This is a genomic window from Bacillus sp. THAF10 (genome assembly GCF_009363695.1).
Classification (GTDB): Bacteria; Bacillota; Bacilli; order Bacillales; family Bacillaceae_I; genus Sutcliffiella_A.
On the sequence record NZ_CP045403.1, the window covers coordinates 2,183,455 to 2,209,641 of the forward strand.

At 37.5% G+C, this 26,187-nt stretch carries 29 protein-coding genes and 1 pseudogene; 10 read left to right on the forward strand and 20 right to left on the reverse strand.

The annotated features are described in order from the left end of the window. Nucleotides 1-14: 14 nt before the first annotated feature. Complete coding sequence (locus FIU87_RS11375; RefSeq protein ID WP_152444708.1) at nucleotides 15-488, reverse strand: hypothetical protein; 474 nt, start codon at nucleotides 486-488, stop codon at nucleotides 15-17. Between the two features lie 14 nt (nucleotides 489-502). Then, nucleotides 503-2,194, reverse strand: coding sequence for a formate--tetrahydrofolate ligase (locus FIU87_RS11380; protein WP_152444709.1), 1,692 nt, complete (start codon nucleotides 2,192-2,194; stop codon nucleotides 503-505). 190 nt (nucleotides 2,195-2,384) lie between these two features. Between FIU87_RS11380 and FIU87_RS11385 the strand changes: the two genes are divergently transcribed. Next, nucleotides 2,385-3,551, forward strand: a complete 1,167-nt coding sequence (locus FIU87_RS11385) for an MGDG synthase family glycosyltransferase (protein ID WP_152444710.1) — start codon at nucleotides 2,385-2,387, stop codon at nucleotides 3,549-3,551. 24 nt (nucleotides 3,552-3,575) lie between these two features. Here the strand turns inward: FIU87_RS11385 and FIU87_RS11390 are convergent, their stop codons facing one another. Then, a complete protein-coding gene (locus tag FIU87_RS11390) occupies nucleotides 3,576-4,259 on the reverse strand; it encodes a class I SAM-dependent methyltransferase (RefSeq protein ID WP_152444711.1) in 684 nt (227 codons plus the stop codon). 76 nt (nucleotides 4,260-4,335) lie between these two features. Here FIU87_RS11390 and FIU87_RS11395 point away from each other — a divergent pair, with 76 nt between their 5' ends. Together FIU87_RS11395 and FIU87_RS21050 are read left to right on the forward strand one after the other, a co-directional pair. Then, nucleotides 4,336-4,560, forward strand: a complete 225-nt coding sequence (locus tag FIU87_RS11395; RefSeq protein WP_152444712.1) for a DUF3892 domain-containing protein — start codon at nucleotides 4,336-4,338, stop codon at nucleotides 4,558-4,560. A 17-nt stretch (nucleotides 4,561-4,577) separates the two neighbouring features. Then, a complete protein-coding gene (locus FIU87_RS21050) occupies nucleotides 4,578-4,721 on the forward strand; it encodes a hypothetical protein (RefSeq protein ID WP_172971038.1) in 144 nt (47 codons plus the stop codon). A gap of 42 nt (nucleotides 4,722-4,763) precedes the next feature. On the opposite strand, the gene fetB is transcribed toward FIU87_RS21050, so the two are convergent. From fetB to FIU87_RS11415, 4 genes are all read right to left on the reverse strand, one after another. Next, nucleotides 4,764-5,516: an ABC transporter permease gene (gene fetB / locus FIU87_RS11400; RefSeq protein WP_152444713.1), complete on the reverse strand. Its 753-nt coding sequence runs from the start codon at nucleotides 5,514-5,516 to the stop codon at nucleotides 4,764-4,766. Continuing rightward, entirely contained in the window at nucleotides 5,513-6,238 is a 726-nt protein-coding gene (locus FIU87_RS11405) for an ABC transporter ATP-binding protein (RefSeq protein ID WP_152444714.1), read from the reverse strand. Before FIU87_RS11405 ends, fetB begins: the two co-directional genes overlap by 4 nt. Nucleotides 6,239-6,311: 73 nt before the next feature. Then, complete coding sequence (locus tag FIU87_RS11410; RefSeq protein WP_152444715.1) at nucleotides 6,312-8,486, reverse strand: DNA topoisomerase III; 2,175 nt, start codon at nucleotides 8,484-8,486, stop codon at nucleotides 6,312-6,314. 105 nt (nucleotides 8,487-8,591) lie between these two features. Then, a complete protein-coding gene (locus FIU87_RS11415) occupies nucleotides 8,592-8,834 on the reverse strand; it encodes a hypothetical protein (RefSeq protein ID WP_152444716.1) in 243 nt (80 codons plus the stop codon). Nucleotides 8,835-9,033: 199 nt separating this feature from the next. Between FIU87_RS11415 and cspD the strand changes: the two genes are divergently transcribed. Further along, a complete protein-coding gene (gene cspD / locus FIU87_RS11420) occupies nucleotides 9,034-9,234 on the forward strand; it encodes a cold-shock protein CspD (protein ID WP_152444717.1) in 201 nt (66 codons plus the stop codon). A gap of 128 nt (nucleotides 9,235-9,362) precedes the next feature. Next, nucleotides 9,363-9,638, forward strand: coding sequence for a DUF2564 family protein (locus FIU87_RS11425; protein ID WP_152444718.1), 276 nt, complete (start codon nucleotides 9,363-9,365; stop codon nucleotides 9,636-9,638). 35 nt (nucleotides 9,639-9,673) lie between these two features. Here FIU87_RS11425 and FIU87_RS11430 read toward each other — a convergent pair whose 3' ends face one another. Further along, the gene (locus tag FIU87_RS11430) at nucleotides 9,674-9,862 is read right to left on the reverse strand and encodes a zinc-finger domain-containing protein (RefSeq protein ID WP_152444719.1); all 189 of its coding nucleotides are present in this window, start codon (nucleotides 9,860-9,862) and stop codon (nucleotides 9,674-9,676) included. An 18-nt stretch (nucleotides 9,863-9,880) separates the two neighbouring features. Then, the gene (locus FIU87_RS11435) at nucleotides 9,881-10,534 is read right to left on the reverse strand and encodes a reverse transcriptase-like protein (protein WP_152444720.1); all 654 of its coding nucleotides are present in this window, start codon (nucleotides 10,532-10,534) and stop codon (nucleotides 9,881-9,883) included. 115 nt (nucleotides 10,535-10,649) lie between these two features. On the opposite strand from FIU87_RS11435, the gene FIU87_RS11440 reads away from it, so the two are divergent. Continuing rightward, nucleotides 10,650-11,042, forward strand: a complete 393-nt coding sequence (locus FIU87_RS11440; RefSeq protein ID WP_152444721.1) for a reverse transcriptase-like protein — start codon at nucleotides 10,650-10,652, stop codon at nucleotides 11,040-11,042. 176 nt (nucleotides 11,043-11,218) lie between these two features. Here FIU87_RS11440 and FIU87_RS11445 read toward each other — a convergent pair whose 3' ends face one another. From FIU87_RS11445 to FIU87_RS11485, 10 genes are all read right to left on the reverse strand, one after another. Next, the gene (locus FIU87_RS11445; RefSeq protein WP_152444722.1) at nucleotides 11,219-11,491 is read right to left on the reverse strand and encodes a DUF6123 family protein; all 273 of its coding nucleotides are present in this window, start codon (nucleotides 11,489-11,491) and stop codon (nucleotides 11,219-11,221) included. Nucleotides 11,492-11,554: 63 nt separating this feature from the next. Next, entirely contained in the window at nucleotides 11,555-12,043 is a 489-nt protein-coding gene (locus FIU87_RS11450; RefSeq protein WP_152444723.1) for a divergent PAP2 family protein, read from the reverse strand. A 321-nt stretch (nucleotides 12,044-12,364) separates the two neighbouring features. Further along, complete coding sequence (locus FIU87_RS11455) at nucleotides 12,365-13,234, reverse strand: 5'-3' exonuclease (protein WP_152444724.1); 870 nt, start codon at nucleotides 13,232-13,234, stop codon at nucleotides 12,365-12,367. Between the two features lie 105 nt (nucleotides 13,235-13,339). Continuing rightward, entirely contained in the window at nucleotides 13,340-13,474 is a 135-nt protein-coding gene (locus tag FIU87_RS21550; RefSeq protein WP_301538622.1) for a hypothetical protein, read from the reverse strand. 196 nt (nucleotides 13,475-13,670) lie between these two features. Next, entirely contained in the window at nucleotides 13,671-13,928 is a 258-nt protein-coding gene (locus tag FIU87_RS11460) for a YpbS family protein (protein ID WP_152444725.1), read from the reverse strand. A 23-nt stretch (nucleotides 13,929-13,951) separates the two neighbouring features. Next, nucleotides 13,952-14,701 (reverse strand): DNA polymerase beta superfamily protein, encoded by a 750-nt coding sequence (locus FIU87_RS11465; protein WP_152444726.1) that lies wholly within the window; start codon nucleotides 14,699-14,701, stop codon nucleotides 13,952-13,954. Nucleotides 14,702-14,713: 12 nt separating this feature from the next. Beyond that, the gene (locus tag FIU87_RS11470; protein WP_172971039.1) at nucleotides 14,714-18,385 is read right to left on the reverse strand and encodes a dynamin family protein; all 3,672 of its coding nucleotides are present in this window, start codon (nucleotides 18,383-18,385) and stop codon (nucleotides 14,714-14,716) included. A 325-nt stretch (nucleotides 18,386-18,710) separates the two neighbouring features. Continuing rightward, complete coding sequence (locus FIU87_RS11475; RefSeq protein WP_152444728.1) at nucleotides 18,711-19,280, reverse strand: isoprenylcysteine carboxyl methyltransferase family protein; 570 nt, start codon at nucleotides 19,278-19,280, stop codon at nucleotides 18,711-18,713. Between the two features lie 6 nt (nucleotides 19,281-19,286). Beyond that, nucleotides 19,287-20,366: a type III polyketide synthase gene (locus FIU87_RS11480; RefSeq protein ID WP_152444729.1), complete on the reverse strand. Its 1,080-nt coding sequence runs from the start codon at nucleotides 20,364-20,366 to the stop codon at nucleotides 19,287-19,289. Nucleotides 20,367-20,438: 72 nt separating this feature from the next. Next, nucleotides 20,439-20,969, reverse strand: coding sequence for a GNAT family N-acetyltransferase (locus tag FIU87_RS11485; RefSeq protein WP_152444730.1), 531 nt, complete (start codon nucleotides 20,967-20,969; stop codon nucleotides 20,439-20,441). A 166-nt stretch (nucleotides 20,970-21,135) separates the two neighbouring features. Here FIU87_RS11485 and FIU87_RS11490 point away from each other — a divergent pair, with 166 nt between their 5' ends. The 4 genes and pseudogenes from FIU87_RS11490 to FIU87_RS11505 all read left to right on the forward strand — a co-directional run bounded on the left by FIU87_RS11490 (nucleotide 21,136) and on the right by FIU87_RS11505 (nucleotide 24,464). Then, on the forward strand, nucleotides 21,136-21,594 hold the full coding sequence (locus FIU87_RS11490) for a chemotaxis protein CheX (RefSeq protein ID WP_152444731.1): 459 nt from the start codon (nucleotides 21,136-21,138) through the stop codon (nucleotides 21,592-21,594). Nucleotides 21,595-21,871: 277 nt separating this feature from the next. Next, nucleotides 21,872-22,123 (forward strand): hypothetical protein, encoded by a 252-nt coding sequence (locus FIU87_RS11495; protein ID WP_152446521.1) that lies wholly within the window; start codon nucleotides 21,872-21,874, stop codon nucleotides 22,121-22,123. Beyond that, nucleotides 22,116-24,062: pseudogene (locus tag FIU87_RS21670) on the forward strand (insertion element protein). Before FIU87_RS11495 ends, FIU87_RS21670 begins: the two are co-directional and overlap by 8 nt. Nucleotides 24,063-24,191: 129 nt before the next feature. Continuing rightward, nucleotides 24,192-24,464, forward strand: a complete 273-nt coding sequence (locus FIU87_RS11505) for a hypothetical protein (protein ID WP_216647460.1) — start codon at nucleotides 24,192-24,194, stop codon at nucleotides 24,462-24,464. A gap of 173 nt (nucleotides 24,465-24,637) precedes the next feature. On the opposite strand, the gene FIU87_RS11510 is transcribed toward FIU87_RS11505, so the two are convergent. Next, on the reverse strand, nucleotides 24,638-26,158 hold the full coding sequence (locus FIU87_RS11510) for a carboxypeptidase M32 (protein WP_152444732.1): 1,521 nt from the start codon (nucleotides 26,156-26,158) through the stop codon (nucleotides 24,638-24,640). Nucleotides 26,159-26,187: the final 29 nt, after the last annotated feature.

The window sequence follows — 26,187 nt, forward strand, 5'->3', positions numbered from 1 at the left end:
CACCTCTCCCTTTTTTATAAGCATGATACCATTATTTTTATCATTTCTCTCAAGTCGTCTATGTTCTCTTCATTAATAGAGCGACGAAAGTGAATCAATGCAGTCACCATTTCTGGTTCATTTGAATCATAGGTATGCAGGCTTTTCATCGTAATTTGTCTTTGTGGCCATATATTCTGTAGTTCTTTTTTCCACATCATGACGGACTCTTCTATGGTGTCATTTCTTTCCATTGGTTTGGTGAACATTAATTCTACCAAACAGCCAGGATTTTCTAAACTATTTTGCAATTCACCTGCTAGATTTTTTATATCAGCTTGGAGCTCAATCGTCCCAAAAGTTAGGTTATCTTTAGTCACTCTCATGATAAATGTTCTAGACATCGTTGCAAGATTTATTATATCTTTTCTGTCGCTAACGATAATACTTCCGACTAAATCTAACTCATAGAGATCGCCTTCCATTACTACTTTGAGATTGTCAAACACTGTAGGATCAAACATTAAAAAATACCTTTAGCTTTTCCTTGCTCATCCACATCCATTTTCAAAGCAGCAGGCTCTTTTGGTAGCCCAGGCATAGTCATGATGTTCCCTGTTAATGCCACAATAAAACCAGCACCAACAGAAGGCTTTAACTCACGAATGGTGATGGTAAAATCCTCTGGTCTTCCTAGCTTTTTTGCGTCATCACTTAAGGAGTATTGTGTTTTCGCCATACAAATTGGAAGATGCGCCCACCCTTCGCCAATTATTTGCTGAAGCTGTTTCTGAGCAGATGGCAATAACTCCACTCCAGTTGCACCATACACCTTTTGGGCGATAGCGTTCAACTTTTCCTCTAATGAGTGTTCTACTTGATATAACGGTTGATAGTCAGCTTTCCCTTTATCCAATTCAGCTAACACCACTTTAGCCAGATCAACTCCACCTTCTCCACCCTTTTCCCAAACCTGAGTTAGCGCCATCGGTATTTCATGTGCTTCACACCATTTCTGAACGAAATCAATTTCAGCTTCCGTATCTGTGACAAATTCATTTAACGCGATGACAAAAGGTAAGCCGAAGCTTTGAATGGTTTCCACATGTTTCTTCACATTTTCTATCCCGCTGGAAAGCGCTTCTAAGTTTTCTTCCTTTAACTGTTCTTTCCCTACGCCTCCATGCATTTTTATGGCTCGGATGGTTGCCACTATTACCACTGCTTCGGGATGAAACCCTAGTGCAGGTGTTTTAATATGTAGAAATTTTTCCGCACCAAGATCAGCGCCAAATCCTGCTTCTGTAACTACGTAATCACCAAGCTTGGCAGCCATTTGCGTTCCTATTACACTGTTGCAGCCGTGAGCGATGTTTGCAAATGGACCTCCATGGATGATAGCAGGTGTATGCTCCATCGTTTGTACGAGATTTGGCATACTTGCATCCTTTAACAGCAAGGTTAGTGCACCTTCTACTTTTAACTCTTTAACTGTAATAGGTTTTTTATTCACATCATAACCAATGACAATCCGGGAAAGGCGTTCTTTTAGATCTTTTAAATCCTTAGCAAGACAAAATACTGCCATTATTTCTGAGGCCACAGTAATATCAAAGCCATCTTCCCTAGGGACGCCCTGTGTTGCACCACCTAGTCCAATGACAACCTTTCGAAGGGCACGATCGTTTAGATCGAGCACCCTTTTCCATGTGATTCTTCTCGTGTCGATTTGGAGGAGGTTACCTTGATGAATATGATTATCTATCATCGCTGCGAGCGCATTGTTTGCCGTGGTGATAGCGTGGATGTCTCCTGTAAAATGAAGGTTTATATCCTCCATCGGAAGCACCTGGGAGTATCCTCCTCCTGCTGCGCCTCCTTTTAATCCCATTGTGGGTCCAAGAGAGGGCTCTCTCATGGCAATTACCGTCTTCTTGCCAAGCTTATTCATCGCTTGTCCGAGTCCCACAGTAACGGTTGATTTCCCTTCACCTGCTGGTGTAGGATTAATCGCTGTTACAAGAATTACTTTCCCATTGGGTGAATTTTCGAGCCTCTTTAAAATATCAAGAGACAGTTTTGCTTTGTATTTACCATAAAGCTCAATTTCATCTTCCTCAATATCCAGCTGTTGTGCAATTTCTGTAATCCTTTTCATTGACGCATTCTGAGCAATTTCAATGTCACTTGGAACGGTTGCTGCTGTATGTTTCATCGTTAATCCCCCAACCAAATTGTCTTTAATTTTATTACGCTTATTGTACCACTAAAGAAAAGATTTATGGGTAACTTATGCTTGAAATCGCTAGTGTGATTATATTTACATAAACTTTAACCTTGATTAATCTTCTCCCTATATTACTCTGCTATAGTTTGGAAAAAATATTACTTTTTTAGGGGGAACGATGATGAATCAGCAAACAAAGATTCTAATTCTGACTGCATCTTACGGTAATGGACACATACAAGTAGCCCGTTCACTTTATGACGAATGCATAAGGAGGGGTTTTACGTGTACAAAAATATGTAACTTGTATTCAGAATCACACCCTTTTATTACAGAAATTACAGAAAAGCTTTATTCTAAAAGCTTTTCATACGGTAAACACTTTTATAAGCTTTTCTATTACGGAACAGATAAAGCATCACGTAAAAAGCTTTTACGATGGTACTATTCCTATGGCTACAAGCGTTTATCTTTATTAATAGAGCAAGAAAAACCAGATATTATCATTAACACCTTTCCCATTAATGCTGTTCCTGAGTTTAGGAAGAAAACAGGAACGTTTATCCCAACCTTTACTATTCTCACTGATTACTGCCTGCATAGACTGTGGCTTCATGAGGACATCGACAAATACTTTGTGGCTACAGAAGAATTACGCCAATCTCTATTAACTAATGGGGTTTGTTCCTCCAAAATTCATGTAACCGGCATTCCAATCAGACCAATATTTTATGAAGAAAAAAACAGGGATGAACTATTTAGGAAGTATCGTTTTTCTTCAACAGAAAAATTAATTCTTTTATCTGCCGGTGCAAATGGTGTCATGAAAAATGTAAAGGAGGTAAGTAAATCTATATTAGAGAGCACTACCTATCAAATGGCGGTAGTATGTGGAACAAATCAATCACTATATGAAGAGCTTTCTTCATTGCAAAAAATGTATCCCGATAGATTTAAGGCATTTTGCTATGTGGAAAGAATGGATGAACTACATGCAATTTCAAGTGTTCTAGTGAGTAAACCTGGGGGCATCACATTGACTGAAGCCACTGCCATTGGTAAACCTTTAATCTTATTCCGTCCAGTACCAGGTCAAGAAAAAGAAAATGCTCGTTATTTTGAAAACAAAGGAGCTGCATTAATTGTGCAAAATCAGGAACAACTTACCGAAACCATTCATTCTCTTTTAGAAAATAAAGCATGGCAAGATTCCATTTCCCTGGCATTAACAAGACTAAATAAACCTCATTCACAAAAAAGTATTCTTGATGATATTCTTATCGAAAGTAGTAAAGTATCCAGTTTTTCACCAATGAGAGTTAAAAAAGAACAGCTTGGAAACTAAATGCTATAGCTTCCAAGCTGTTGTTTACTCACCCTTTTCCAGCATAAACACCCACATAAAGGTTAAAGACTGCTGTAAAATACGGGGAAGAGAAGATGGATTAATTTTTTTCACTTCTTCTTTGTATACAGGCATCCCATCAAGAAGGTTCCACCCATTTTCTAATGCTAGTCTCTCAAATTCCCAAGGCATCATCGTATTGCAAATAGCATTTTGATTATACAGACGAGGAAAGCTATGACCTCTTGGACCAGCTGTCGGACCAAGCAAGCCAATAAACAATTTTCCAGCTGGCTTAAGTACATTGTGAAACTCCTGCAGTACCTCTAAAGGCTTTTCTACCCATTCGATAGAATTAATTGCCATAATAGCATCAAAGGATTCTTTTTCAAGAGCTAGGTTAGTTAGATCTCCTTTTTGGAAATGGATGTTTTGATGCACTCTTTTTCTTTTCGCTCGTTCAATCATGTTTTCAGCAATGTCCATTCCCGTTACTATATAGCCATTTTCTGCAAGTAGTAAGGAGCCAAATCCATCTCCGCAACCTGCATCAAGTACAACCGACCCAGTAGCTAACCTCTCCTTTAGGAAAGGTATAATCGTCTTTCTGCTACCGTTTAACCACATGTTTTCACTATTTTCATGCCAGAATTCTGCACGCTCATTCCATGCTTTTTCTGTCTCTTCATTCCAATTGTATTTCTGCATCCCTTCTCCCCCTTGCTTTGAATAATTTTATTCTACTAGGAAACGCTACAATCGTATATAGAAAGGAGGATTTCCCATGAGTGAAACCTTTGTGGCAGTTCAAAAAAATGGTGACGGAGACATCACTGGCTTCAAAACATCCACCGGCAGAGTCCTCACCTATCAAGAAGCATTACAAGATGTAAATCAAGGCAATGTGATCGGAGCTAATGTGTTTAAAGGAAAGGATGGAGAAATGTATATTAGAGGAAATGCGGATGGAGATCCAAGCAATAACCTTGATCAATTACCCATTTTCTAAAAAAAGGAGCGATACGTATGACGAAAAAATTCAACAAAGGCAGTAACAACCAAAACAGCCCTACTAGCAGCTGGATGAATCAATCGGATAATCCATCTGGAGACAACAGTAAAGGAAACAAACGAAACAAAGATCAAAACGATAAAACACAATTAAATTAGAGCTAGATTAAGCCCCCCGATTAATCGTTAATCTGGAGGCTTTTATCTTATACGCACCAATTGCATTCTATCAGTAAATAGCGTTTTGTATGACAGAAATCCAAGCATTGTGCTAGTAACTGCAGCAGTTGTTAACAACAAGAAGACAATCAACAATTGAAATTGCACCGCTTGAATGGGACTTGCACCTGCAATAATTTGTCCGCTCATCATTCCGGGTAATTGAACTAATCCAATTGTTTTTTGACTTTCAATTGTTGGAATCATACTTGCTTTAATTGCTTGAATCAATTGGTTATGTACAGCCTGCTTCGGAGTTCCTCCTAACGAGAGAACCAAATCAATTTCATCCTCTCTCGATTCCACTTCAGAGGTAAAACGATTTAAAAAAAGTATTCCAAGCACCATAGAATTACCAATAATCATGCCACTTATAGGAATGATATATTGTGCTGTAGGAGGAGTAATTTCAAGTCCAAGCAAAATCCCTTGTGTTAAGACCTCAATAACAATGAAGGTGAACGCAACCTTCCACACAATCCCTTTTATTGGTGTTTTCTTTCTTGCTACATTTTGTACGGCAGCCCCGATAATGATCATCACCATCAGAATAATAAAAAAGTAGCCCTCTGACTCAAAGACAAACGTTAACAAGTAACCAACAATAAACAATTGTATAATGGAACGAATGACTGCAATGCTCGTATCTTTTTCTAATCCTAGTCTGAAGCTTCTTGAAAGAAAAATTGGAATTAATACAAATACAAGTGCCATTCCAAGGGTTATAGGATTCATTCCAGCTCCCCCTTTAAAAATCTTTGTACCTGCTCAACCTTTGAGTTCTTTATTTTCTCACTTTGACAGGCTTCCATTAACTCTCCATCCATCAAAACCCATGTATAGGTGCCCACCTTTAATGCCTGCTCAATATTGTGGGTAATCCAGATGATGGTGGTCCCATATTTTTCATTGATTTTCTGAATAAGGTTATTGATTTCCCTTTGGGAGACCTGATCTAAGGAAGCGGTTATCTCATCCAACAATAAAACCTTAGGCTTATTTACCAGCGTTCTTGCTATCGACACCTTTTGTTTTTGACCACCAGATAGATCTTTTACATTTTGAAGGATATAGTCCTCTCCAAGTCCAACGATATTTAATATTTCCTTGGCTTCCTTTTCTAAGAGCTCTTTTCCTTGTAGCTTTAATGGTAGAGTAAGATTGTCATATACATTACCAGAAATCATTGGTGCGCTTTGAAGGGCAATACCGACTAGCCTTCGCAGCTTTAGTGGTTCATACTGCTCTATTGGTTTTTCATTTATCCTTATTTCACCGGACGTAAAGGAAAGTAGTCCATTTATCAGCTTTAAAAGGGTGGTTTTCCCTGCTCCAGATGGTCCAACAAGAGTGGTAATTTCGCCAGCTGCAATCCTTCCTGAAATTCCTTTTAATATATGTACATGATCTTTCTCTGAATAAAAGTGAACATCTTTAAGTAATAAGGGCACACTCATCCCATTTCCTCCTCTCCTTACTTATACTATCGTTCCCTTTTTCTCCCTAAAATAAAAAACCGGAAAGCTCCGGTTATTTATTTTGAAAGGCAAATTGTACTTTTTCGTTTTTCCACTCAAGATTTGCGTTAAATATTTTCTCTCCCTTTTTGAAGCCTTTTATTTCTTCTGTTTTTCCTTCCGTTAACAATTTTTTAGCATTAGTGACGGAAATGGCTTTCCCAAGTATCTTTTTTGAAATGGTAAAATCACATTGGTTCTCTTTGTAATTGGAACATCCATAAAAGCTTCCTTTGTCAATCACATTTCCATCACATTTTTTACAAGGGCCTATTTTTGCCCCAAGAGAAGAGGCCCTACCCTTCCCTTTTCCTTTATGCTTATAGGTAAATTCGCTTTTATCAATACCTGTAAAATTCCATTCTTCACTAAGCTTTTTTGCATCCTCAATGAGCTTTACTGACAATTTTTTTGCTTGTTCCATAAACTCTCCAGGTGAAGCGTTACCTTGTCCAATTTCATGGAGCCTTTGCTCCCATTTAGCGGTCATCTCAGGGCTTGCAAGAATACTTGATCCTATTGACTGAATCAGTAGCTTTCCTTTATTTGTTGCAAACACTTGATTTTTCCTTACTTCGATGTAATTTCTATTCTTTAATACTCCAATAATTCCTGCGCGCGTTGCTTCGGTACCAAGTCCTTCTGTTTTATGAAGAACCTTTGTCAGTTCACCATCCTCTAAATGCTTCCCTGCAGTCTTCATTACCGTAATTAATTGACCTTCTGTATAACGCTTTGGGGGCTGAGTTTTGCCCTCTTTTACATGGATATCTTCCACAAGACCGGTTTCTCCTTTTTCTAAGCTTGGAAGATCCTGTTCCTCTTCGTCTTGTGCTTTTTCCTTTTCAACTAGTACTTTGCGCCACCCTGACTGAATTTGTTCCTTACCTTTAGAGATGAATTGAGCACGTTGATCCACTAACGTATGTATGGTCGTGTAGTCAAAAATGGCTTTTTCAAAATGAGCAGCAATCAGCCTTTTCACAATAAGCGTATAAATTTTCGCCTCTTCTTCAGGGAGTTTTGCCGGATCCTTCACTTGTTCTGTCGGGATGATGGCATAGTGATCTGTCACCTTTTTTTCATTCACGTATCGTTTATTGTTCATGATAGATTTTGTTGGTAATGGAAAAAAATCCTGGAATGAAGCATAACCACTTAATTTTTGTAATATTTCTGGAAAGCTTTCAGCCTCTTCTTTTGTCACAAAGCTAGAATCGGACCTTGGGTAGGAAATAATTCCTTTCACATAGAGCTTTTGTGCGATTTCCAGTGTCTTTTGTGGTGAGTATTTATACAGACTATTAGCTATAGCTTGGAGGGAAGAAAGGTTAAACAAAAATGGTGGATGAAATTCCTTCCGCTCCTTTTCGATGGCTGCAATCGTCGCAGGTTTTCCCTTACAGAATGCAGCAATTTTTTCTGCCATTTCTGAGGTTTCTATTCTTGACTCGTCATCCTTTTGCCATTTTCCTTGATAAGATTTGCCATCCATACGAAAGTTTGCCATAACCTCCCAAAAAGGCTTTGATTGAAAGTTTTCGATTTCCAGTTCCCTTTTCACAATTAAAGCAAGGGTAGGGGTTTGTACTCTGCCTGTGGAGAAAACATCTGAAATGCCTTTTTGCTGCAGTAGTAGTGTGTATGCTCTAGAAGCGTTCATCCCTACTAGCCAATCCGCACAGGATCTGCTTAGGGCTTCATAGTATACATTTCTTGTTTCGTGCTCTTCTAAGAGATTTTCAAAACCTTTCTGAACTGCTTTTGGTGTTAAAGAGGAAATCCAAAGGCGTTTAAGTGGTTTATTACAGTTACTTACTAGCAGAATAATACGAATAATTGCCTCTCCTTCACGCTCTGCATCACCAGCCATAACGACTTCTGTGACTTCAGGGTGATGAACCAGTTTTTTTACAATTTGAAACTGCTTCCACTTTGCCTTTGAAACTTTGTGTTGGAATTTTTCAGGAATGATTGGGAGGGTTTGAAGCGACCAGCGCTTCCAATTTTCGTCATACTCTTCCGGGGACAGGAGCTCACATAAGTGACCGACAGCCCATGTTAACAGGGCCCCTTGAGGAAACATAGGTTGAGGGGGAATCTCCACATAGCCTTCCTTCTTCTTAAAGGAAAACGGAGCAGCCAGTTTCAGGCCTTGATCTGGCTTTTCTGCAATAATAAGCTTCAATTTGTTAACGACTCCTCTCAGTGTAAAAAAATAAAAGTAGGAAAAGCTTTTGTCATTACTTTTCCTACGTTCATTATAAAAGCAAAACATGTGTTTGTATAGGTTTTAACGAATGATATTTTCCACTGGCACAATGGAGAGGATCGTTATAAGCGGAATCGCACTTTGTTTTGTTTCTCCCACGATCATATACTCGCCTGAGATAACAGCAAACAACTCCATTTGATAGATGGTCTCTAGATGAGCGAGAAGAGACTGGTACACTTGCTCTTCTGTTATTTGTTGGGGCAAAGGGCAATGTTTTATTCTTACAATTACTTCCCTACCTTGAAAATGAGTCCTCAGCACAGCTAATCCCTCCCCTTTTACGATAAATATATGTTTTTTCCCGGGGATTAGCACAGGTAAAAAGAGCCCTTCTTGACTCCTGTAGACTAAATAATGTATATTGAAAGTGTCATTTAACCGCTTTCTATAAGATAAGCCTGGTTGTGATAATACACTTTTCTGCACGTTTAGTGCGCTATTTTTAGGAGGAAAAAGTAAAATGCAAAACGGTAAAGTTAAATGGTTTAACAACGAAAAAGGTTTTGGATTTATCGAAGTGGAAGGTGGAGACGATGTATTCGTACATTTTTCTGCTATCACGGGAGAAGGTTTCAAATCTTTAGAAGAAGGTCAAGAAGTTTCTTTTGAAATTGTTGAAGGAAACCGTGGACCTCAAGCAGCCAACGTTTCAAAAATTTAATTAAAAGGATATAAAAAATATATCGCTTAAAAATTGAGTTCTCATGCTATGGGAACTCTTTTTTTGTTGGTAATTATGTATAGCTTCCTTCAATATAACCTATTCTAACAACAGAAGGAGGCGCAATAATGATAAACAATCATGAACCTAATGATGTACACACTGGATATAATGACCTGCAGCAAGTTCAAGTTTCCATTCAATCTGCTGAAAAAATGGTGGGATCAGCAACAATGAGCATGGATCCAGACACCCTCGATCATGCAAAAAGAGCCGTTTCCGATGCAAGGTCTCTTCTTCACGATGCCAAGGCAAATGGTACTGGCTTAGACACAGATTTTCTTCAAAATTGTGAGTTAACGTTAGCACAATGTGAACACCAGCTAAATGAAGCACAAAAATAACCGCCGATGAGGCGGTTTTTTGTTCATGTGGTCATCTAATTACGTTCTACAAGCTGATCTCCGAGTCTTTTTATCTCAGCTCCTACCGTACAATCATTGATGCAAAAGGCCTGAGCATGCGTTTTGCCATGATCTTTACGCAATGCTTGTTTTACCAAGCATTCTGTACAGTATGTATCGAGAATTTCACCAACTTCCATCAATATTTTTTTCCTGTTCATCATGCTACCCTTCACTCCTATTTACATTAGCATATTACTTTCAATTGGGGTTCCTTCTAACGCTTGCTTTGCCAGCTGATGGGCTTCATTATTGTCTTTTCTTGATATACTTTGATACGTTGCTCTAATTTTGAGTACTTTTAGTTTTTCTTCAATTCTGTCTAACCAACGATTAAACAGTTCATCATAACAAGGCCATTCCCCTGATAGCTGATTTAATACAACTAGAGAATCCCCCTTAAATGTTACATCCATTGCTCTAATTCCGAGGTGCTCGAGCTGATTTACTAGAAAATAGAATGCAGCGTATTCTGCTTCGTTGTTGGAAACAAGCTCTTCAAGCCTTGCATTTATTCGATACCTGTAGTCTTTTCTATTTTGATTATAATAAACCACATTTCCGATTCCCGCCAGTTTGGAGTCTACATCATAGCCTCCATCAAAATAAGCAACTACATCTGAAAATCCAACCTCAGATTCTTTTATCCATTTATTTATTTCTTTTTTTGTCCATTCTCTTCCATCCATATCATAAATGGACAGTCTTTTTACTCTTCCTGTTTTTTCAATATCTTCAGCAAGACGTAGAACAAGGCGTACGTCCATTTCTTCACTTTTAAAGATTGTCTCGATATGCTTTGGGGTATGATAATGCCATTCTAGCGTCATTTTCATAAAACAGGCCTCTCTCTCCACTTTCATACGCTAATAATTTTGTGTATTCTTATCTTATCACACAAATGTGATAAATATGTTTGTGTAACAATGATGTAACAGGGTGGCTGATCATATGATTGAAGTATATATTGACGGGGCTAGTGCTGGAGACCCAGGTCCTTCAGGGGCTGGTATATTTATTAAAGGACACGGTAAGGCAGAATCATTTAGTATACCTTTAGGAAGCATGTCAAATCATGCTGCAGAGTTTCATGCATTAGTGGAAGGTTTAAAGATATGCCGTGATAAAGGGTATCATGTGGTGTCATTTAGAACAGATTCTCAAGCAGTGGAGGCTGCCATGGAAAAGCGTTTTGCAAAGAAGGAAGAATACAAGAACTTGTTAGAGGAAGCATTAAATCTTGCTGATAACTTAGAACTCTTTTTTATCAAATGGATTCCAAGCAAGCAAAATAAAATGGCAGATGAGCTTTCTAGAAAAGCCATTAGATTAAATAAGATATAGCTATGTGTAAAAACGCTGATAGCTTCCGCAAATGGCTCCGCATCCGCGGGGCAATTTGTAAGCCACCTCGGTTCCGCTTGTGTGGTTTCCAGTCAAGCGCTTCATCCTAGAGAAGAGTTTCCGCATTTGCTACAATTATCAGCTAGAATCGCCTTTACGTTAGCGATTACCTTTCTTCAAATAATATTTTTATCCTGAGCCAGTGCAAAGGCTGCTTGTTGTGTGTAAATCTGTTCTTCTTTAATCATTTCTAAAAAAGACACAAAAAAACTTCCATCAAATTCTTTTTGTGCTTTTAACGTGATTTCAATTGCTATATTTACTAAATAATCAGAACTTCCCGTGTAATGCTTTCCAAACTCAATAAAGCCGAGTGAATCTTCTCCGAACTTGAAGCCTTTTGCGGTAAGCTCTTGAAGGTATTCTTCTGTAGTCCATGATTTTTTCATGTATGCCCATCCTTCTTCATCATTCCCTTTTATCATCTTACCGCAAAATTTGTCGTTTGCCCATTAAAGTTTGTCCCAAAGTTCCAATTTTTTCTTTTTAAATATCATCCTCATTCCAATCAGAGCGTATAGGATACCAAAAAGGGCCCCACCTAACACCTCTTCTGGTTGATGACCAAGTCTTTCCTTTAATCGTTTTCTCAACTTGTCATGCACATTTATGTCTGGTTTCCCTTCTAACCTGTCTAATTTTTCAGCAAGATCGTTCACAGCAAGGGTTATTTCTCCCGTTTGTCTTCTTACCCCTTGAGCATCGTACATGACAATTAATCCAAAAATCGATGCAAGCGCAAAGTCAATGGTTTTAAAGCCTCGTTTTACTGCAATGATGGTAGCTAAAGTCGTTACACCTGCAGAGTGCGAGCTTGGCATACCTCCCGTTTCAAAGAAGGTGTTCCATTCCCATTTTTTTGTTCTTAGGTATTTTATCGGAATTTTTAAAAATTGTGCAAGAAAAATAGCACTAACTGCAAGCTTTAAAGGCCTGTTCATTTTAATCACCTCTTTAGCTAGTTTGAGTTGGAATGAAATTTGTCATGCAAGATAAATTATTACAGTAAAAAAGCTGCCAGCAGTTACACTAGCAGCTTTCTTGTTGTTTAGGAAATTATAAAAAAATATGTCTGTGGATATCTGGAACAAAAGTAGCAGCGTCCAGCTCCATGCGCCAGCGACTAGCAAACTTCCCTCACCTCCTTACGATAAGGCAACATCGAATCGCATCCGCTCTTCGTGTTTTCTTTATCTCATACGGCTCAGTCCAGTTTGTACGTCGCAAAACGGGCGCATTGCGCTTTTGTTCTTCTCTAATTTTCAGCATACTTTATTGATAAAGGTCAAAAGAGTTTTGAATTCAAGTTCTTCAAACTTGCTTGAAACTTTTCCACGATTTATGGAAACTGTCGCATCATGGAGGTCACAGCTAACAGGAACATCACATTTAATGGTTGCTAGCTCTCTAGAAAGATGCAATAACTCTAGGCTATCCTCAAATTTTTGACGCTGGCTTTTGGTTAAAGAGGATAAATTCTCTAAAATACCATCGACCGTTCTATATTCCATTAGAAGCTTTGTTGCCGTCTTTTCCCCTACCCCTTTTACTCCAGGATAGTTATCGCTAGTGTCACCCATTATTGCTTTTAGATCTATAAGCTGCTGGGGTGTTAGTCCTTTTTTCTCATAAAAACCATCTTGATCAAGCACATCATAGTTGCCATACCCTTTTAATAATAGTGCAACTTTAATGTTCGGTTTTATGAGTTGAAGCACATCTTGATCTCCAGTCAAAATAATCACTTCCGCTTCATTGCGGTAAACCTCTGCCAGAGTGCCTAAGCAATCATCTGCTTCATAGCCTTCAAGACCAATGTTCGGGATATCAAAAGCCGCTACAACATCTTTGACAAGATCAAATTGAGGAATAAGCTCCTGAGGTGGTGCAGGACGATTTGCTTTGTAGCTATCAAACATTTCTGTACGGAATGTTTTAGATCCCATATCCCAGCAGCAAACAACATGCGTTGGCTCAAAACTTTCCATTGCTGTAATCATATGTTTCACAAAGCCTTGGACGGCATTTGTGGGAATTCCTGATGATGTGTACATAAAACGATTGTAAACACTTGTAGCAAAAAAAGAACGGAACAATAATGCCATTCCATCAATTAACAACACTTTTTTCACAAAAACACTCCCTCTCTTTTCCGACTTAAATTATATCATAATTATGTATTGTTTAAACAGGCAAAGTAAAAGCCCTGCCAGAGGATTGGCAAGGCATAATGTTCGTTAGTGGTTTTTCTTATTTGTCATCTTAGCTGCTTCGTATTCTGCATAGGAAGCAAATTCTGAATCCATATTTCCTTTTTGCTTGGCATTATTGTTGCGTTGCGCATTCTTGTTCCCTTTTTTTGTACGACCCATTAAAATCTCCTCCTTTTATTAAAAACCTTTCCATAACGCTGTAGATTTCCACAAAAGTCTGCGCGTTCTGCGGGGCGATTATGCCTCCTTAGGCTTTGCTTAATTCAACAGCTACGACACACATAAGTGTCACTATTATTGTGTTCTGGAGGATGGGTTATCAGTACGGTTAAAATTAGTCAGCTTACCCAGTTAGTTATTGCCCTCTTGCGACATACTCCTCTACCATCTCTTTTGTCACTATTTTTCTTTGTGGAGCAATTCCCAGTCGTGCTAGCTCATTCATCTTTCTAGTCACGTCATTAATGGTGTCAGTTGTAAATGGTTTGTTTTGTTTACAAAGCGTTATGGCCTCCTCGATAAACAGTTCTCGCTGTTCCTCTAAACGCAGAAAGCTCATGACGATCTCATTTTGTTTTTTGGAATGTGCTGAAATTTCTTTATGTACACTCATTGCTGTACCTCCCGTTTCATTTGTTAATTTTTCAAAACAGCCTGCAAAAAAAGAGCATTTAATTTTTGTAGGTCTGGGTGATTTATTTTTTGCTTTGTTTCCTCTTTTGCTTCTAATTCTTCTATAAGATGTTTTAATTTTTGTAAGAGATATTTACTACTTGGATATTTACTACTTGCAGTAATATTGTCATGCTTCATCTCTTCAAGAAAAGAATAATCTTCTGATGAGAAAGTATTACTTCCACTCATTAATTCCTTTAAATTTATCCCTGGCAGTAAATCAGTATGGATAATTTCTTCTGCCATCAGTGCTCCACGTAGGGCATGAACCAGAAAGCCAGTTTTGTTTTTTTCTTGAAAAGCACGACCATTCTTATTTGCTAAATTTATGTAATGTGCTTTCAACGTTTTTTTACAGTAATCAGTTGATACTATACCCTTTAATTCGTTAATGAGTGGAGCCATGCTTTTGTATACTATTGGCGAGTAGAGCCATTCAAAAAGGGTGGGATTAGACTTATTTGCTAGTAGTAGAGCTTTTTGTAAATCCCATCCATGACAATCGATGTTAGCTATTTTTTCTGTAATGGTATCTGCACCTTTTGAAATGGATAAATAGTGCTCTATATCACAAATGTATAGAAAACGGAGGTCAAAATCACTTGAAGAGGAAACAAGGCCGTATGCCCTGCTCCCTGCTTCACAGGCATAAAGGATTGTTATATGATATTTTTTTTCTAAATCAGCAATCATATCCTCTATGACTTTCATGATGATGACTCCTTACTTTTTAAATGCTTCCATTTTTTTCTGAAGAAGTTCCAATTTCGCGATATCCTGTTTTTGTTCAAGCGCTGATTGCATGCCATCAAAAAACTCCTGAACCTGTTGAAGAAGATAGTTTTTCACTTCCTGATAAGCCTGCTCAAGCTCTTTCTGATAATGGGCATGGAGCTGCTCTTTATTTTCTTGAAGATAGGAATCCATCAAAGGAGAAAACTGTTCTTCAAGAAATATGAGCATTTTCTGTTTTTCATTTTTCTCAAAAAATGACTTGGCATTACGATAAAATCCTGCTGTTTGCTTATAAAGCTTCGTACTCAATGGTGGATAGGTTTTATCTACTTTAAATGGTGGAAAGTTTTCCATTTCCATTTTACGTAAACTGCAAGTCGATTCCAGATTTTGCGCATCCTTTTCCATTTCCATTTGCCAGCCTTCTAGCATATTGGATATATAATTTTCCACACGAACAGTAGTTGCCCGTACTTCCTGTGAAAGATTGTAGAAAATATCTTCTCCTAGTTCCTTTAGACAAAGGGAAAGTTGTTCCTTTATATTTCGCCCATCCTCCCTTAGTACCGCAGGATTAAAGCTTTCTTTAAAGAAATCGGTGAAACGTAAAACCGTTCGTTGTTTCACATAATAAATTAGTTCTTGAATTTCCTTTTCCAATAGATTAGAAAAGCTTTGATTAGAGTATAATTCGACTGTGTTTTTAATCTCTTCTTTGCTACGGTTGTATCTTTGTATTAACGCTTCTTTTTCATGCTCCCCAAGCTTAGCCTGATTCACATAATGAGTGAGAATGTCGGCTGCTCGATTCAAATCCAGTTGTGCTGCATGTATACTCATGTCTTTTAAATCCGATTGAATAAAATCAGAAAAAGCTTCTTCAAATTCCTGAATATAAGCCCCTTGTAAAAACGGATGCTCAACAGATTCTCCTTGCTTTTCTTTTAATGCGAGTAAACTTGAAACCGGGTAAAGTCGCGGGTGGCGAATTCCATAAGTTATAAGCTGGTCTTCTACATAGTTGGAAACCAGTTGAAGCTCCTCTTCATTATTCGCTAAATCTGCTGCATTTACTAAGAAAAACATTTTATCCATAGCAAAAGCATCTTTGACCCGTCCAAGTTGAATGAGAAATTCTCGATCCGCCTTAGAAAATGCATGCTGATAGTAGGTGACAAACAGAATTGCATCCGCATTCTTGATAAACTCAAATGACACATCCGTATGTCTTGAATTAATAGAATCCGCACCTGGAGTATCCACAAGTGTTAATCCCTGCTGTGTAAACGGACAATCATAAAACACTTCAATCCATTCTACAAAACACGATTTTTCCTCTTTGGCAACATAGTCTTCAAAGACGTCCAAAGTAACCGTTAAACGTGAACCAAGATACCCTTTCATTTCGTCATAGCCCATTAGAAAAGCTTTCAGAAATTGAAATTGCGGTTTTTGACTTGAATCCAGTTGAATATGGTCATTTTTTTTGATAATTTTCTCCATTACCTGAATTGCTTCTTGTAAAGAAGTAACGGTTTGATTGAAAATCGTAAAAGCCTGCTGGATATCATTCAGAATTTGCTCCTCTGTCTTCACCATCACATGGACAGTACCGTGAGGATTGGACGATGTAACCGGAGAAATTTTATTGATCGACGCAGTTGTAGGATTTGGAGAAACAGGGAGTACCTTCTCTCCAAACAACGCATTAGCTAAGGAAGATTTCCCTGCGCTGAATGCTCCAAAAAGTGCCACTGTAAACGTTTGATCTTTCAGCTTAGCACTACGCCTTCTCAAATCTTGGGAAATGGTCTGAAAGCCTGGAATGTCAGAGACGATTTCACAAGCTTCCTCTATTTGCTTAATAAGGAGTGAGCCATCCTTTTGCTGCAATACACTTTTTGGGACATCGTCTTTCTCCTTTGCCCGTGTCAACTTAGTGTGTTGACTAGGTAGCTTATCGCCACGAATTTTAGAGTAGTTTTTTTCTGTATAATTGGTCACCAACTGGAAAGATTCTTCCGTTTGTGGTAACAAGGAATTTTCATTCCAAAGATCCATGACCATTTCATACTCTTGTTCGAGCAATAAATAAAGAGAACTAATCTTGTTTTGCGCTTCTTGAATCAGCCTTAAGTGCTCCACTTGTTCTTTAATGGATGTGAATTTCTCCTTTTCACGATCATCAAGCTTCTCAAAATATGTTTCCATAAAGGTTTGGACGTTTTTTTGATAGCTAACTTTGATAGTATGGGCCAGATCCTTCGTATAATTTAAGACCGCATTTCCAGTGTAGCCTGCACCCTGCTTCACATGTCCTGCTATCAATTCTACGTTTATTGGGACAGAAATTCTCTGCACTTCTTCAAACGAAAGTGAATGATAAAATTCCTGTTCTTTGAGAAATGACATCACATGTTCTTGAAGGAATTTATCCATTTGTGTCTGAACTCTGGTCTCAAGGTCGTGACGAAAGGCGTGACTGCGAAGCTCTTTTTCTTCCTCTGTTTTTTTTCCTGAAAAAATCAACCCAACCTTAAAGCCTTTTTGCCTGGATTCGAGAAACTTTTCTGCAAGCTCACGCATTTCAAAGGGAGTAATGTTTGCATTATCTAGAATTCTCTTTGTTTCAAGAATGAACTCTTCTTTGATCTTGCTTGTTTTTGCTTCAAGGTGCACAAGTTTTTCGCTCATCTCCGAATATAAAGAAGGCACATCTTCCATTTCGCCTTCATAATTATTAATAAGAGCTTCATTTTGTTGGATTTCTTGTTCCTTTTGTTCAAACAACCAAGTTCTATGCTCAGCTACCACTTGCTCCAAAGCTTTATCTATCGTTTTAGGTAATATTTCTACTTTATCCTGTCGGAGAATTTGAATGGTTTCTTTGACGATGGACAAATCATTTAGGGCATGTTCTTTATCCTGTAAGCTTGTATAATAAACCGATGCAGGTTGAAGGCCCCAATCATGAAAAGAGTCGTGTATTCTTTTTGTATAAGTAGAAAAAGATAATTCTTCTTCCCTGTGTTTGTCAATCTGGTTAACAATAAGATAGATTTTTTTCTCTTTTTCCTGCAGCTCTTTGATAAATTTTAAATTTACTTCTGATTGAACATGATTGTAATCCATTACATAAAAAATCACATCAGCTAAATGCAAAGCTGATTCTGTTGAAAGTCGATGTGCGTCATCCGTTGAATCAACACCAGGTGTATCTAATACAACTAGATCCTCTGGGAGCCTTTCAAAAGGGTATTGATATTCCACCGTTTCTACATGATCTCCATCTTTACAATAAGCTTTCACAAGCTCAAATGTAACAGGAGGCATAATTTCTAAGGATTCCCCCTTAAAAAAATTTACATATGCCCGTTCTGGTCCTTTTCTAATCTTGACCACATTTGCAGAGGTAGGTATTGGACTTGCAGGCAAGATTTTCTCATCTAGGATTTCATTAATAAAAGATGATTTTCCTGCAGAGAAGTGACCACAAAAGGCAATTGTTAATTCTTCTTCTTGTGCCTTCTGATAAAGCTCAGCAACTTTGCGGGCACCCTTTTCATCCTTGCGATTATGTAAAACTTCCAAAATGGAAGAAAGTTTTAAAAAAAGCCGTTCATTTATCTGTTTTATGTGGTTTTGTTTTTGTGTTCCCATCCCTAATCCCCTCAGTTGTAAAATCGTAAAAGACATCAAACTCTATTCTACTGCAAAATGATACTTTTTCCTACTTTCCTCTAAATAATTATTCATATTTCTATACAGACGTGCATAAAAAAACAGGGTTTTCTAAGGAAAACCCTGTTATGTACTATTTAACTGAATTAGGCTCACATGTTTGCTTTAAAACAGCTTTCATTAAGACTGAATAAGTAACAATTGTCGCACCAACGAAAATCCAAGTCATGTTGGCAGCCCCCTTGTTGAAAGTGATAATTATTATCATTATCATATCAGCTTTTGGGCTAATTGACAATGACTTTCATTCTAAATCCTTGTGAAATGATGGAGAAAACCTATTCCTTTTATTCATGTACACATCATAGTTTGCCGAAATATCAGCGAGCGCATTCTCTTCAAGTGGAATTCTTACAGAAAGCATCCAAGCATTAAGAGCAGTAAAAACTATTGCTGTAACGTACGCTTGAAAAAGGATAGGAATCAAAATTATCTCCATTACGACAATTAAATAATTGGGATGCCTCATGAATTTATATGGTCCCACCTTCACAATTTCGGCACCAGCAATTAATAACACTTTTGTATTCCAATAAGGACCTAATGAGTGAATTGCCCATACTCTAAGGACTTGTGTAAGAATAAAGAATGTCAAAATGATTGGCCAGAAGGGATTCGGTTGTTTATCCAGTAGGACGACCTCAAATAAGAATGAAGTTAAAAACGCAATATGCAAGGTGACCATGTACTTGTAATGCTCTGCACCGTATTCTACTGCACCATGTTTTCGCATCCAACTTTCATTCTTCTTCGCAATGGACAGTTCTAGTAGCCTCTGAAGAACGACAAACACAAAAAACAGTGTAAACCACATACCCAATCACTCCCACTTCAGTAGCAGCATTTCTGAACTGAATCCAGGTCCCATCGCAGCCGCTAAGCCAATATCCCCTTTTGCAGGGTTATTTCCCATAATCTCTTTAAGCACATACAATACGGTTGCAGAGGACATATTGCCAAATTCCTTTAATACTTTAGAGGACGTTTCTAAATTTGCTTTTTCTATACCAAGACATTCTTCATATGCCTCTAACACTTTTTTTCCACCTGGATGCAAGACAAAGTGATCTAGGCTTTCTAAACGACAATTGTGCGTAGATAAAAAGTGGTGCACATTTGGAGCAAGCCAATTAGTGATGATGGTAGGGATATCACGGGAAAAAACGACATAAAGCCCTTCATTCTTCACTTCCCATCCCATTACATCTTCAGAATCTTTCATAAGGGTGGATTGAGTGCCAAGAACTGTAGGATATACCCCGGTTTCATCGATCTTTACGTCATCTCCAACCATAAGCACACTGGCTATGCCATCTGCAAATAAAGAAGTGCCCACTAAGTTACTTTTTGACCGATCATTTTTCTGGAAAGTCAGACTACAAAGCTCTACACATAATACAAGCACCTTTGCTTTTGGAAACGCCAGACAGTATTCAGCTGCTCGGGAGAGACCTGCTGCCCCCCCTGCACAACCTAGTCCCCAAATGGGTATTCTTTTTGTGTAAGGTGAAAACGGAAGAACATTCATAATTCTTGCCTCAATACTTGGAGTAGACATTCCGGTAGTGGAAAGATAAAAAATCGCCTCTACTTCTTCCATTGGAATTGTATTGTTCATCGATGAAGCGTGTTGTAGGCATGCGTTAATTGCCTCTACACCGTAGGTAACAGCCTCTTCTATGTAAAGGTTGTTTTTTTCCTCAAATGTATGCTGTTCCTTGAACCATTCCACATTTCTGGCAAAATGTCTTTTTTCAATCTCACCATTCTTAAATACTGTCAACAAACGATTTATGTCTTTAAAGGATTCTTCAAACATTTCTTTTGCAAATTCAACAGCTGTGTCCTGGTAGATTGGATATTTAGGTATGGCGGTACCTATGGAGAGAATTTTAGGCATTGTACGAGCACCCCGTTCAAGTTGGTACCTATACTTTATCCTTATATTTTTCATTTATACAATTATTGGTATTTAGTGATAAAATTTAGCCATCCAAATCTCATCTACGTACTCCCCGTTAATAAATGCCTGTTCCTTTTGATTTCCTTCTTCGTGAAAGCCATACTTTTTATAAAGCTGATAAGCAATTTGGTTGGATGAAAAAACGGTAAGGGACAGCTTTCTAATATGGTGTTCACACCACATATCTGTATAATCCATTATTTTCTTTCCAATACCAAGTCCTTGTGCCTCTTCTGAAAGCCACGTCCGAAAAAGTCCTGTGTGCCTTTTCATTCGTATTTCTCCACGAATGACTCTCCCAATTCCTACAACTTTCTCGTTTCTTTCCACTCCTATATACATATTTTCTTTTGCCTTCATTTCTTTGATAAAGTCTTTCTCTTCCTCTACCGATCGCGGGACATCCTTTTGAATATATTCCCCTGCTGCAATAATGCTTTCTACTGCTTTTACGATATCAAATGCATCGTTTTCTTCCACCGGGCGTAATATCACGGTAGATCCATCCTTTGCGGTAAATTCCATACGTAAATCTTGCATGTTGCTCCTCCTAAAAAAAATCTTCAAGTATTAAATCCTAATATAGATGTGAGTAGTGTTCAACAAAAAGAGATGAATTATAAATTTGTAGAAAATTGTTGAAATTTACACAATGAAATGTGATATGATAAATAAGTACTAGTTATTTTTTCTTAGGAGGTGCAAGATGTCCCCATCAGAGAATATAAATCAGTTAATCCACAGGGCATTGGACTCATTCAAAACGGTAATTCCATTGGAAATGTCATTTGATTCACCGCAAGTTCATACAGAAAAACTTGCCACCATTGCCCTAGGGGTTCTTATTGAATTGACCGGAGATATTCGGGGTCAATTAATTATTCAAGGGGAAAAAACTGCCTTTCAAGAAATTGGTGAATCCATGTTTGGAATGCAGCTCGATGGCGACATGCTACATTCTTTTACAGGAGAACTTGGAAATATGATCGCCGGAACACTCTCATCCAGTATTGCTCAAAGTGGAATTCATATGGATATTACACCACCCGATGTCATAAATGAACAAGAAAAAGAATTCCATTTTTTACACAGGCTACATACTCCAGTTCTATTAAAGAACCAGCTACAAATGCAAATTATTGTTGAATTAGAGGAAGCCTCCTAATAAATAAGAACCCTCCATTTGAGTAAGTAGTTCAGTTTTTGTGGAGAAACAATAGAAATAGCATACTAATTTTAAGACCAAATCGCATAGTGATTTGGTCTTTTATATTTATTGATATATCAATGTTTTTGTTCAAAATTGGTATAAAATAGCATACGAAATCGCATACTAAATAACAGAGTGACAATAACTGTTGTCAATGTGAAAATTAGGATGTTAAAATGGGTGTTAATTACTATGCTAATTGTACTACCTTTTAAAAGGAGTGAAAAATATCGTGCAATTCATCAAACCTAAGAATAATAATGCTGATAAAGTGGATTGGCTAATATCTGAACAAGTCCGAGAAATAATAAAGAATTATGCGGAATTCTGCGAATATAGCGAGAGCGAAGTAGTTGATATGTTCTTAAAAAACCTTCTCAAAGATGAAGAGTTTCTTAAATGGATTGATGGCATACGGAACAATAAAAGAATGATAAGGAAAATGGGGTTAGAGGATGTAATGGAGGGACAAAAACTTGGCTAAATTACAACGACTGGCTACAAAAGAAGATGGCATCGTTGTTGTTCATAATCCTCTAAGTGAAGAAGATTTAAAACACAGAAAGGAACAATACAAAGTCTTATCCGATAAACAATTTGCCTTTCGCTATAATCATATGATGTTTCTCCCTATCGAATTCAATTGGAATGGAAATACACATATAATACAATACAACTTCTGTACGAACCCTTTTTGTAAATGGTGCGGTCAAGAACAAGAGAAATTCGAAACAGTCAAGGGTAAACCATCAAGATACAAGTTGAGCGGTAGAAGCAGTAAGAAAATGCTTGTATGTAATACAGACCCTATTCACCCTAATAGGGGTATGACTTTAAATTGTTATTCGACAGCTATTTCGAATTGGTCTGTCGCAGAAGAAATTTCGAGACTTGTTCGTATCAACCAGACCAAAGATGTTGAGACGGAATATAACTTCCATAAGGATAGCTGTGTTATTGGTCATCTAACGCCTTTTGATAAGCCAAGCGAGTTCTATAAACAAGGAAAGACATTGAATAAAGCTCAACGATGGCAATGCAAAGTGTGTAAGAAAAAGACAAGTATTCTTCCAAACAAGCGTCAATCCACTACTTATCGTCAAAAGAAGAATGATATTCTTCCGATGTTTGCTAAATTACTATTAAACAAAATGCCTATTAGTCGAACTTGTGATATTTTAGAAATCGGTGTCGGCACTTACTATCATAAATTAGAATGGTTGTACCGTTGTTGCTTGGAATTCTTAGAGAAGTATGAAACAACGCCATTGGCTACTATGTCATTCAAAGAAATGTGATTAAATACCGATAAAATGCACTACAACCTTAATAATGTTCGCAAGAAAGGTCAAGGCGGTCAAAAGTATTTTGGTTTAGAAGATAGCCAAGTACAGACTTATGTGGTTGTCTCAGCGGATACCATTTCACGATATGTTTTCAGGTCAGATGTTGCGTATGATTGGGAAATGACAGTAGAAGATTTGAAACTCGATACGGAAATTTATAAAGAAGACCATTTGAATGATTTCAGTAAGAAGAATAACCGTTTGGACTTTTCGTATTACCCTCAAGAACCAACCGAGAAGGACACTCAAAAGCCACACGAATATCGAGCTGAATTAAATGAATTCAATAAGAGGTTGCAGTATGTGGATGGACTTCACGTTAATCCGACTTACACGACAATGGCTCACTATTGGCTAATAAAACAAATGGTAAAATCTAATGAATGGAGAATGATTAGCGATAATGACGCTTCTATAATGACTGCGTTTTTTAGGGTGTTCTCGAAGGAAGTAAGAATGTCTGATGCACATCACTTCCTTTGTTTGCTTGATAAGAACAAGAGTAGAAAACAATGTTTAGAAGAGTTTGATGATGCAAAATCCGATTTATTGGACTGGGGATTTCATAGAGATTACGAAACAAAGAACTTGCGTATATTGGCTTATTCATATTTAAAAGAACTATTTGAAACTCATCAGTTTCATAAGGAAATCAAAACACCAACACACTCTTATAACGATTTGGCTAAAAATCCAATTACACACCCATTTGCATCGAGAGATAAAGGTTTTCATAGAGTGGATTGTACAACTGATTTATCATCTCTTGAACCGAAAGAAATAGCGAAAATGGTATTGAATGTGAACGATAATGCCACGAATAGTTTTATCCAACAAATTCGCAGAAGGTTGTCTATTCTTGAAAGACCATTGATGACAGCCAGAGGAGATGGGAAGAGTTATATTTACGCTAACTTTAATCCGAAGTTTGCACAATACGCACTAACCATTCTAAGAACATACTACAACTTTTGCGAAACCTACAAATCAGCCGATGGAAAAGAACTTACTCCTGCACAACGATTGGGTATTACAGATAAAGTATTTGATTTAAAAGATATAATCTATATGAGGTAGGTTCGTCTATAATTTTCAGACGAACTTTTTTATTTTTTTAAAGGGATATTGTAAATTTATGTTAAAATATGAATAGGACTGTCAATGGTAGTTTTAAGTAAAAGGTTGATTATGTTAAGGGGTGAAAAAATGAATAATATTAGTCGTTGGGTAATTGCAGGTGTTTTAATTTTATTTGGAGTTTTATTGCTTAACAAAGGGTTAGAATTATGGTCACTCGGAACAGATGTTGATGGAGACGGTATTGGAGTATTTTTTTTAGGATTTGAAATAAATAACAGAGTGCCAGAAGAAAGTATCCTTTCATACGCAATTGGATTTTTTATATCGAGTTTAGTTGCTTTAATCGTTTCTGGTGCATTTGTTCGAACAAACTTGAAATTCAGAAATAAAGCAAGTTAGTCACTGATAATGATAAAAAACGCTTGGAGATTATTCCAAGCGTTTTTAAGTGCTAAATTAACTGCTAATTATAATGCTATCTCTATTCTTTTTTGAGATGCGAAATCTACTGTGATTTTTAATTTTCTCCACATTAACTGAACTACTTACCATTTGAGAGGGTTCTTTTCATATTATTCATTAAGTTGATAGATGGAAGCGTATTTTGCTTCTAAATATTCGATGAGATAGTTTACGTTTAATTCTTCGCCTGTTACGTCACGAAGTATCTCAAGTGGCTTTTTCATTTTACCGTATTGATGGATATTTTTGGTGAGCCATAATTTAATCGGTTCTAGTTCACCAGTTTCTAATAGCTCATCATAATTTGGTAGATCATGTTGCATCGCATTTTTAAATTGAGCGGCATACATATAACCTAACGCATAGGATGGAAAGTATCCAAAGCTACCACCAGACCAATGTACATCCTGCAGCACTCCTTTTGCGTCGTTTGGCGGCGTAATCCCAAGGTAGCTTTCATATTTCTTGTTCCAAGCCTCCGGCAAATCTTTTACTTCTAATTCCTCGTTAAAAAGTGCTTTCTCTAGCTCATAACGAATCATAATGTGAAGCGAATAGGTTAGTTCATCTGCTTCTATTCTGATAAAAGAGGCTTTCGACTCATTAATAGCCACATAAAATTCCTCAAGGCTCAAGTGATCAAAGTTTCCATCAGCATAGCTTTGCAGGGTTTCATAATGCCTCTTCCAGAAGTTCTTGTGACGGCCGACAAAATTTTCATAAAATAACGATTGAGATTCATGAATACCCATGGAAGTACCTGTACATAAACCAGTTCCTTGGAGATCTTTAGCAATATTTTGTTCATATAACGCATGTCCACATTCATGAATCGTTCCAAAGACAGCTGTACGGAAGTCTTCTTCATCATATTTCGTTGTTACTCTCACATCCCCAGGATTTAAGCCAATAGCAAAAGGATGGACAGTCTCATCCAATCTACCGGAATCAAAATCATAGGATAATTCCTTTAATATATCTAAACTAAAGGCTCTTTGCTTTTCTTTTGGAAAATGCACAAGCAAGTCCTTTGAGCGAGGCTGAACGGAAGAATCGGTAATTTTTTTGACTAATGGTACAATACGATCCTTTAATTTTCCAAACACTTCATCCAGCTTTTCTACGGTAATTCCAGGCTCGTACATATCAAGAAGAGTATTATATTTGTTCCCTTCATAACCCCAATATTCAATAAATTTTTTATTATAGCTTACTAACTTTTCTAAGTACGGTAGGAGCATAGAAAAATCGGAATTTTCTTTTGCTTCCTCCCAAACCGACTCTGCCTTTGTGCTAAGTACTACATAATCTTGATAATCCTTGGCAGGAATTTTTTTATTTCTTTCGTAGTTCTTTTTGCTTTCATCTAAGGAAGCTTTGGTTGTTTCATCTAACGTAGCCATGTTTTCATCGTTTAATAGCTGTGTTAAATAGCTCGCCATTTCCTCTGAGGTAGACATGTTAAATACTTCTGAGGAAAGCATGCCTATGACGTCTGAACGTCTGTCCGCTCCCTTTTTCGGGGCGCCTGTTCGCAAGTCCCAAAACATAAGAGATAGTGCTTCCTTATAGCTGTCAATTTTATTTACATAGTTTAAATATTCCTCTTTAAGTGTAGTAGTTTCAACCATATGTATCTCCCCCTATTCTTTACTGACTA

Coding starts and splice junctions, on each gene's coding strand:
- FIU87_RS11380 (WP_152444709.1), bottom strand. CDS start 2,194: ATGAAACATACAGCAGCAACCGTTCCAAGTGACATTGAAATTGCTCAG.
- FIU87_RS21050 (WP_172971038.1), top strand. CDS start 4,578: ATGACGAAAAAATTCAACAAAGGCAGTAACAACCAAAACAGCCCTACT.
- FIU87_RS11485 (WP_152444730.1), bottom strand. CDS start 20,969: ATGCAAGATTTACGTATGGAATTTACCGCAAAGGATGGATCTACCGTG.
- FIU87_RS11435 (WP_152444720.1), bottom strand. CDS start 10,534: ATGAAAATGACGCTAGAATGGCATTATCATACCCCAAAGCATATCGAG.
- FIU87_RS11465 (WP_152444726.1), bottom strand. CDS start 14,701: ATGAAAGTCATAGAGGATATGATTGCTGATTTAGAAAAAAAATATCAT.
- FIU87_RS21550 (WP_301538622.1), bottom strand. CDS start 13,474: ATGGGTCGTACAAAAAAAGGGAACAAGAATGCGCAACGCAACAATAAT.
- FIU87_RS11480 (WP_152444729.1), bottom strand. CDS start 20,366: ATGCCTAAAATTCTCTCCATAGGTACCGCCATACCTAAATATCCAATC.
- FIU87_RS11430 (WP_152444719.1), bottom strand. CDS start 9,862: ATGATGAACAGGAAAAAAATATTGATGGAAGTTGGTGAAATTCTCGAT.
- FIU87_RS11475 (WP_152444728.1), bottom strand. CDS start 19,280: ATGTGGTTTACACTGTTTTTTGTGTTTGTCGTTCTTCAGAGGCTACTA.
- cspD (WP_152444717.1), top strand. CDS start 9,034: ATGCAAAACGGTAAAGTTAAATGGTTTAACAACGAAAAAGGTTTTGGA.
- FIU87_RS11385 (WP_152444710.1), top strand. CDS start 2,385: ATGATGAATCAGCAAACAAAGATTCTAATTCTGACTGCATCTTACGGT.
- fetB (WP_152444713.1), bottom strand. CDS start 5,516: ATGAATCCTATAACCCTTGGAATGGCACTTGTATTTGTATTAATTCCA.
- FIU87_RS11390 (WP_152444711.1), bottom strand. CDS start 4,259: ATGCAGAAATACAATTGGAATGAAGAGACAGAAAAAGCATGGAATGAG.
- FIU87_RS11395 (WP_152444712.1), top strand. CDS start 4,336: ATGAGTGAAACCTTTGTGGCAGTTCAAAAAAATGGTGACGGAGACATC.
- FIU87_RS11425 (WP_152444718.1), top strand. CDS start 9,363: ATGATAAACAATCATGAACCTAATGATGTACACACTGGATATAATGAC.
- FIU87_RS11505 (WP_216647460.1), top strand. CDS start 24,192: ATGAATAATATTAGTCGTTGGGTAATTGCAGGTGTTTTAATTTTATTT.
- FIU87_RS11440 (WP_152444721.1), top strand. CDS start 10,650: ATGATTGAAGTATATATTGACGGGGCTAGTGCTGGAGACCCAGGTCCT.
- FIU87_RS11450 (WP_152444723.1), bottom strand. CDS start 12,043: ATGAACAGGCCTTTAAAGCTTGCAGTTAGTGCTATTTTTCTTGCACAA.
- FIU87_RS11490 (WP_152444731.1), top strand. CDS start 21,136: ATGTCCCCATCAGAGAATATAAATCAGTTAATCCACAGGGCATTGGAC.
- FIU87_RS11445 (WP_152444722.1), bottom strand. CDS start 11,491: ATGAAAAAATCATGGACTACAGAAGAATACCTTCAAGAGCTTACCGCA.
- FIU87_RS11510 (WP_152444732.1), bottom strand. CDS start 26,158: ATGGTTGAAACTACTACACTTAAAGAGGAATATTTAAACTATGTAAAT.
- FIU87_RS11405 (WP_152444714.1), bottom strand. CDS start 6,238: ATGAGTGTGCCCTTATTACTTAAAGATGTTCACTTTTATTCAGAGAAA.
- FIU87_RS11460 (WP_152444725.1), bottom strand. CDS start 13,928: ATGAGTGTACATAAAGAAATTTCAGCACATTCCAAAAAACAAAATGAG.
- FIU87_RS11470 (WP_172971039.1), bottom strand. CDS start 18,385: ATGGGAACACAAAAACAAAACCACATAAAACAGATAAATGAACGGCTT.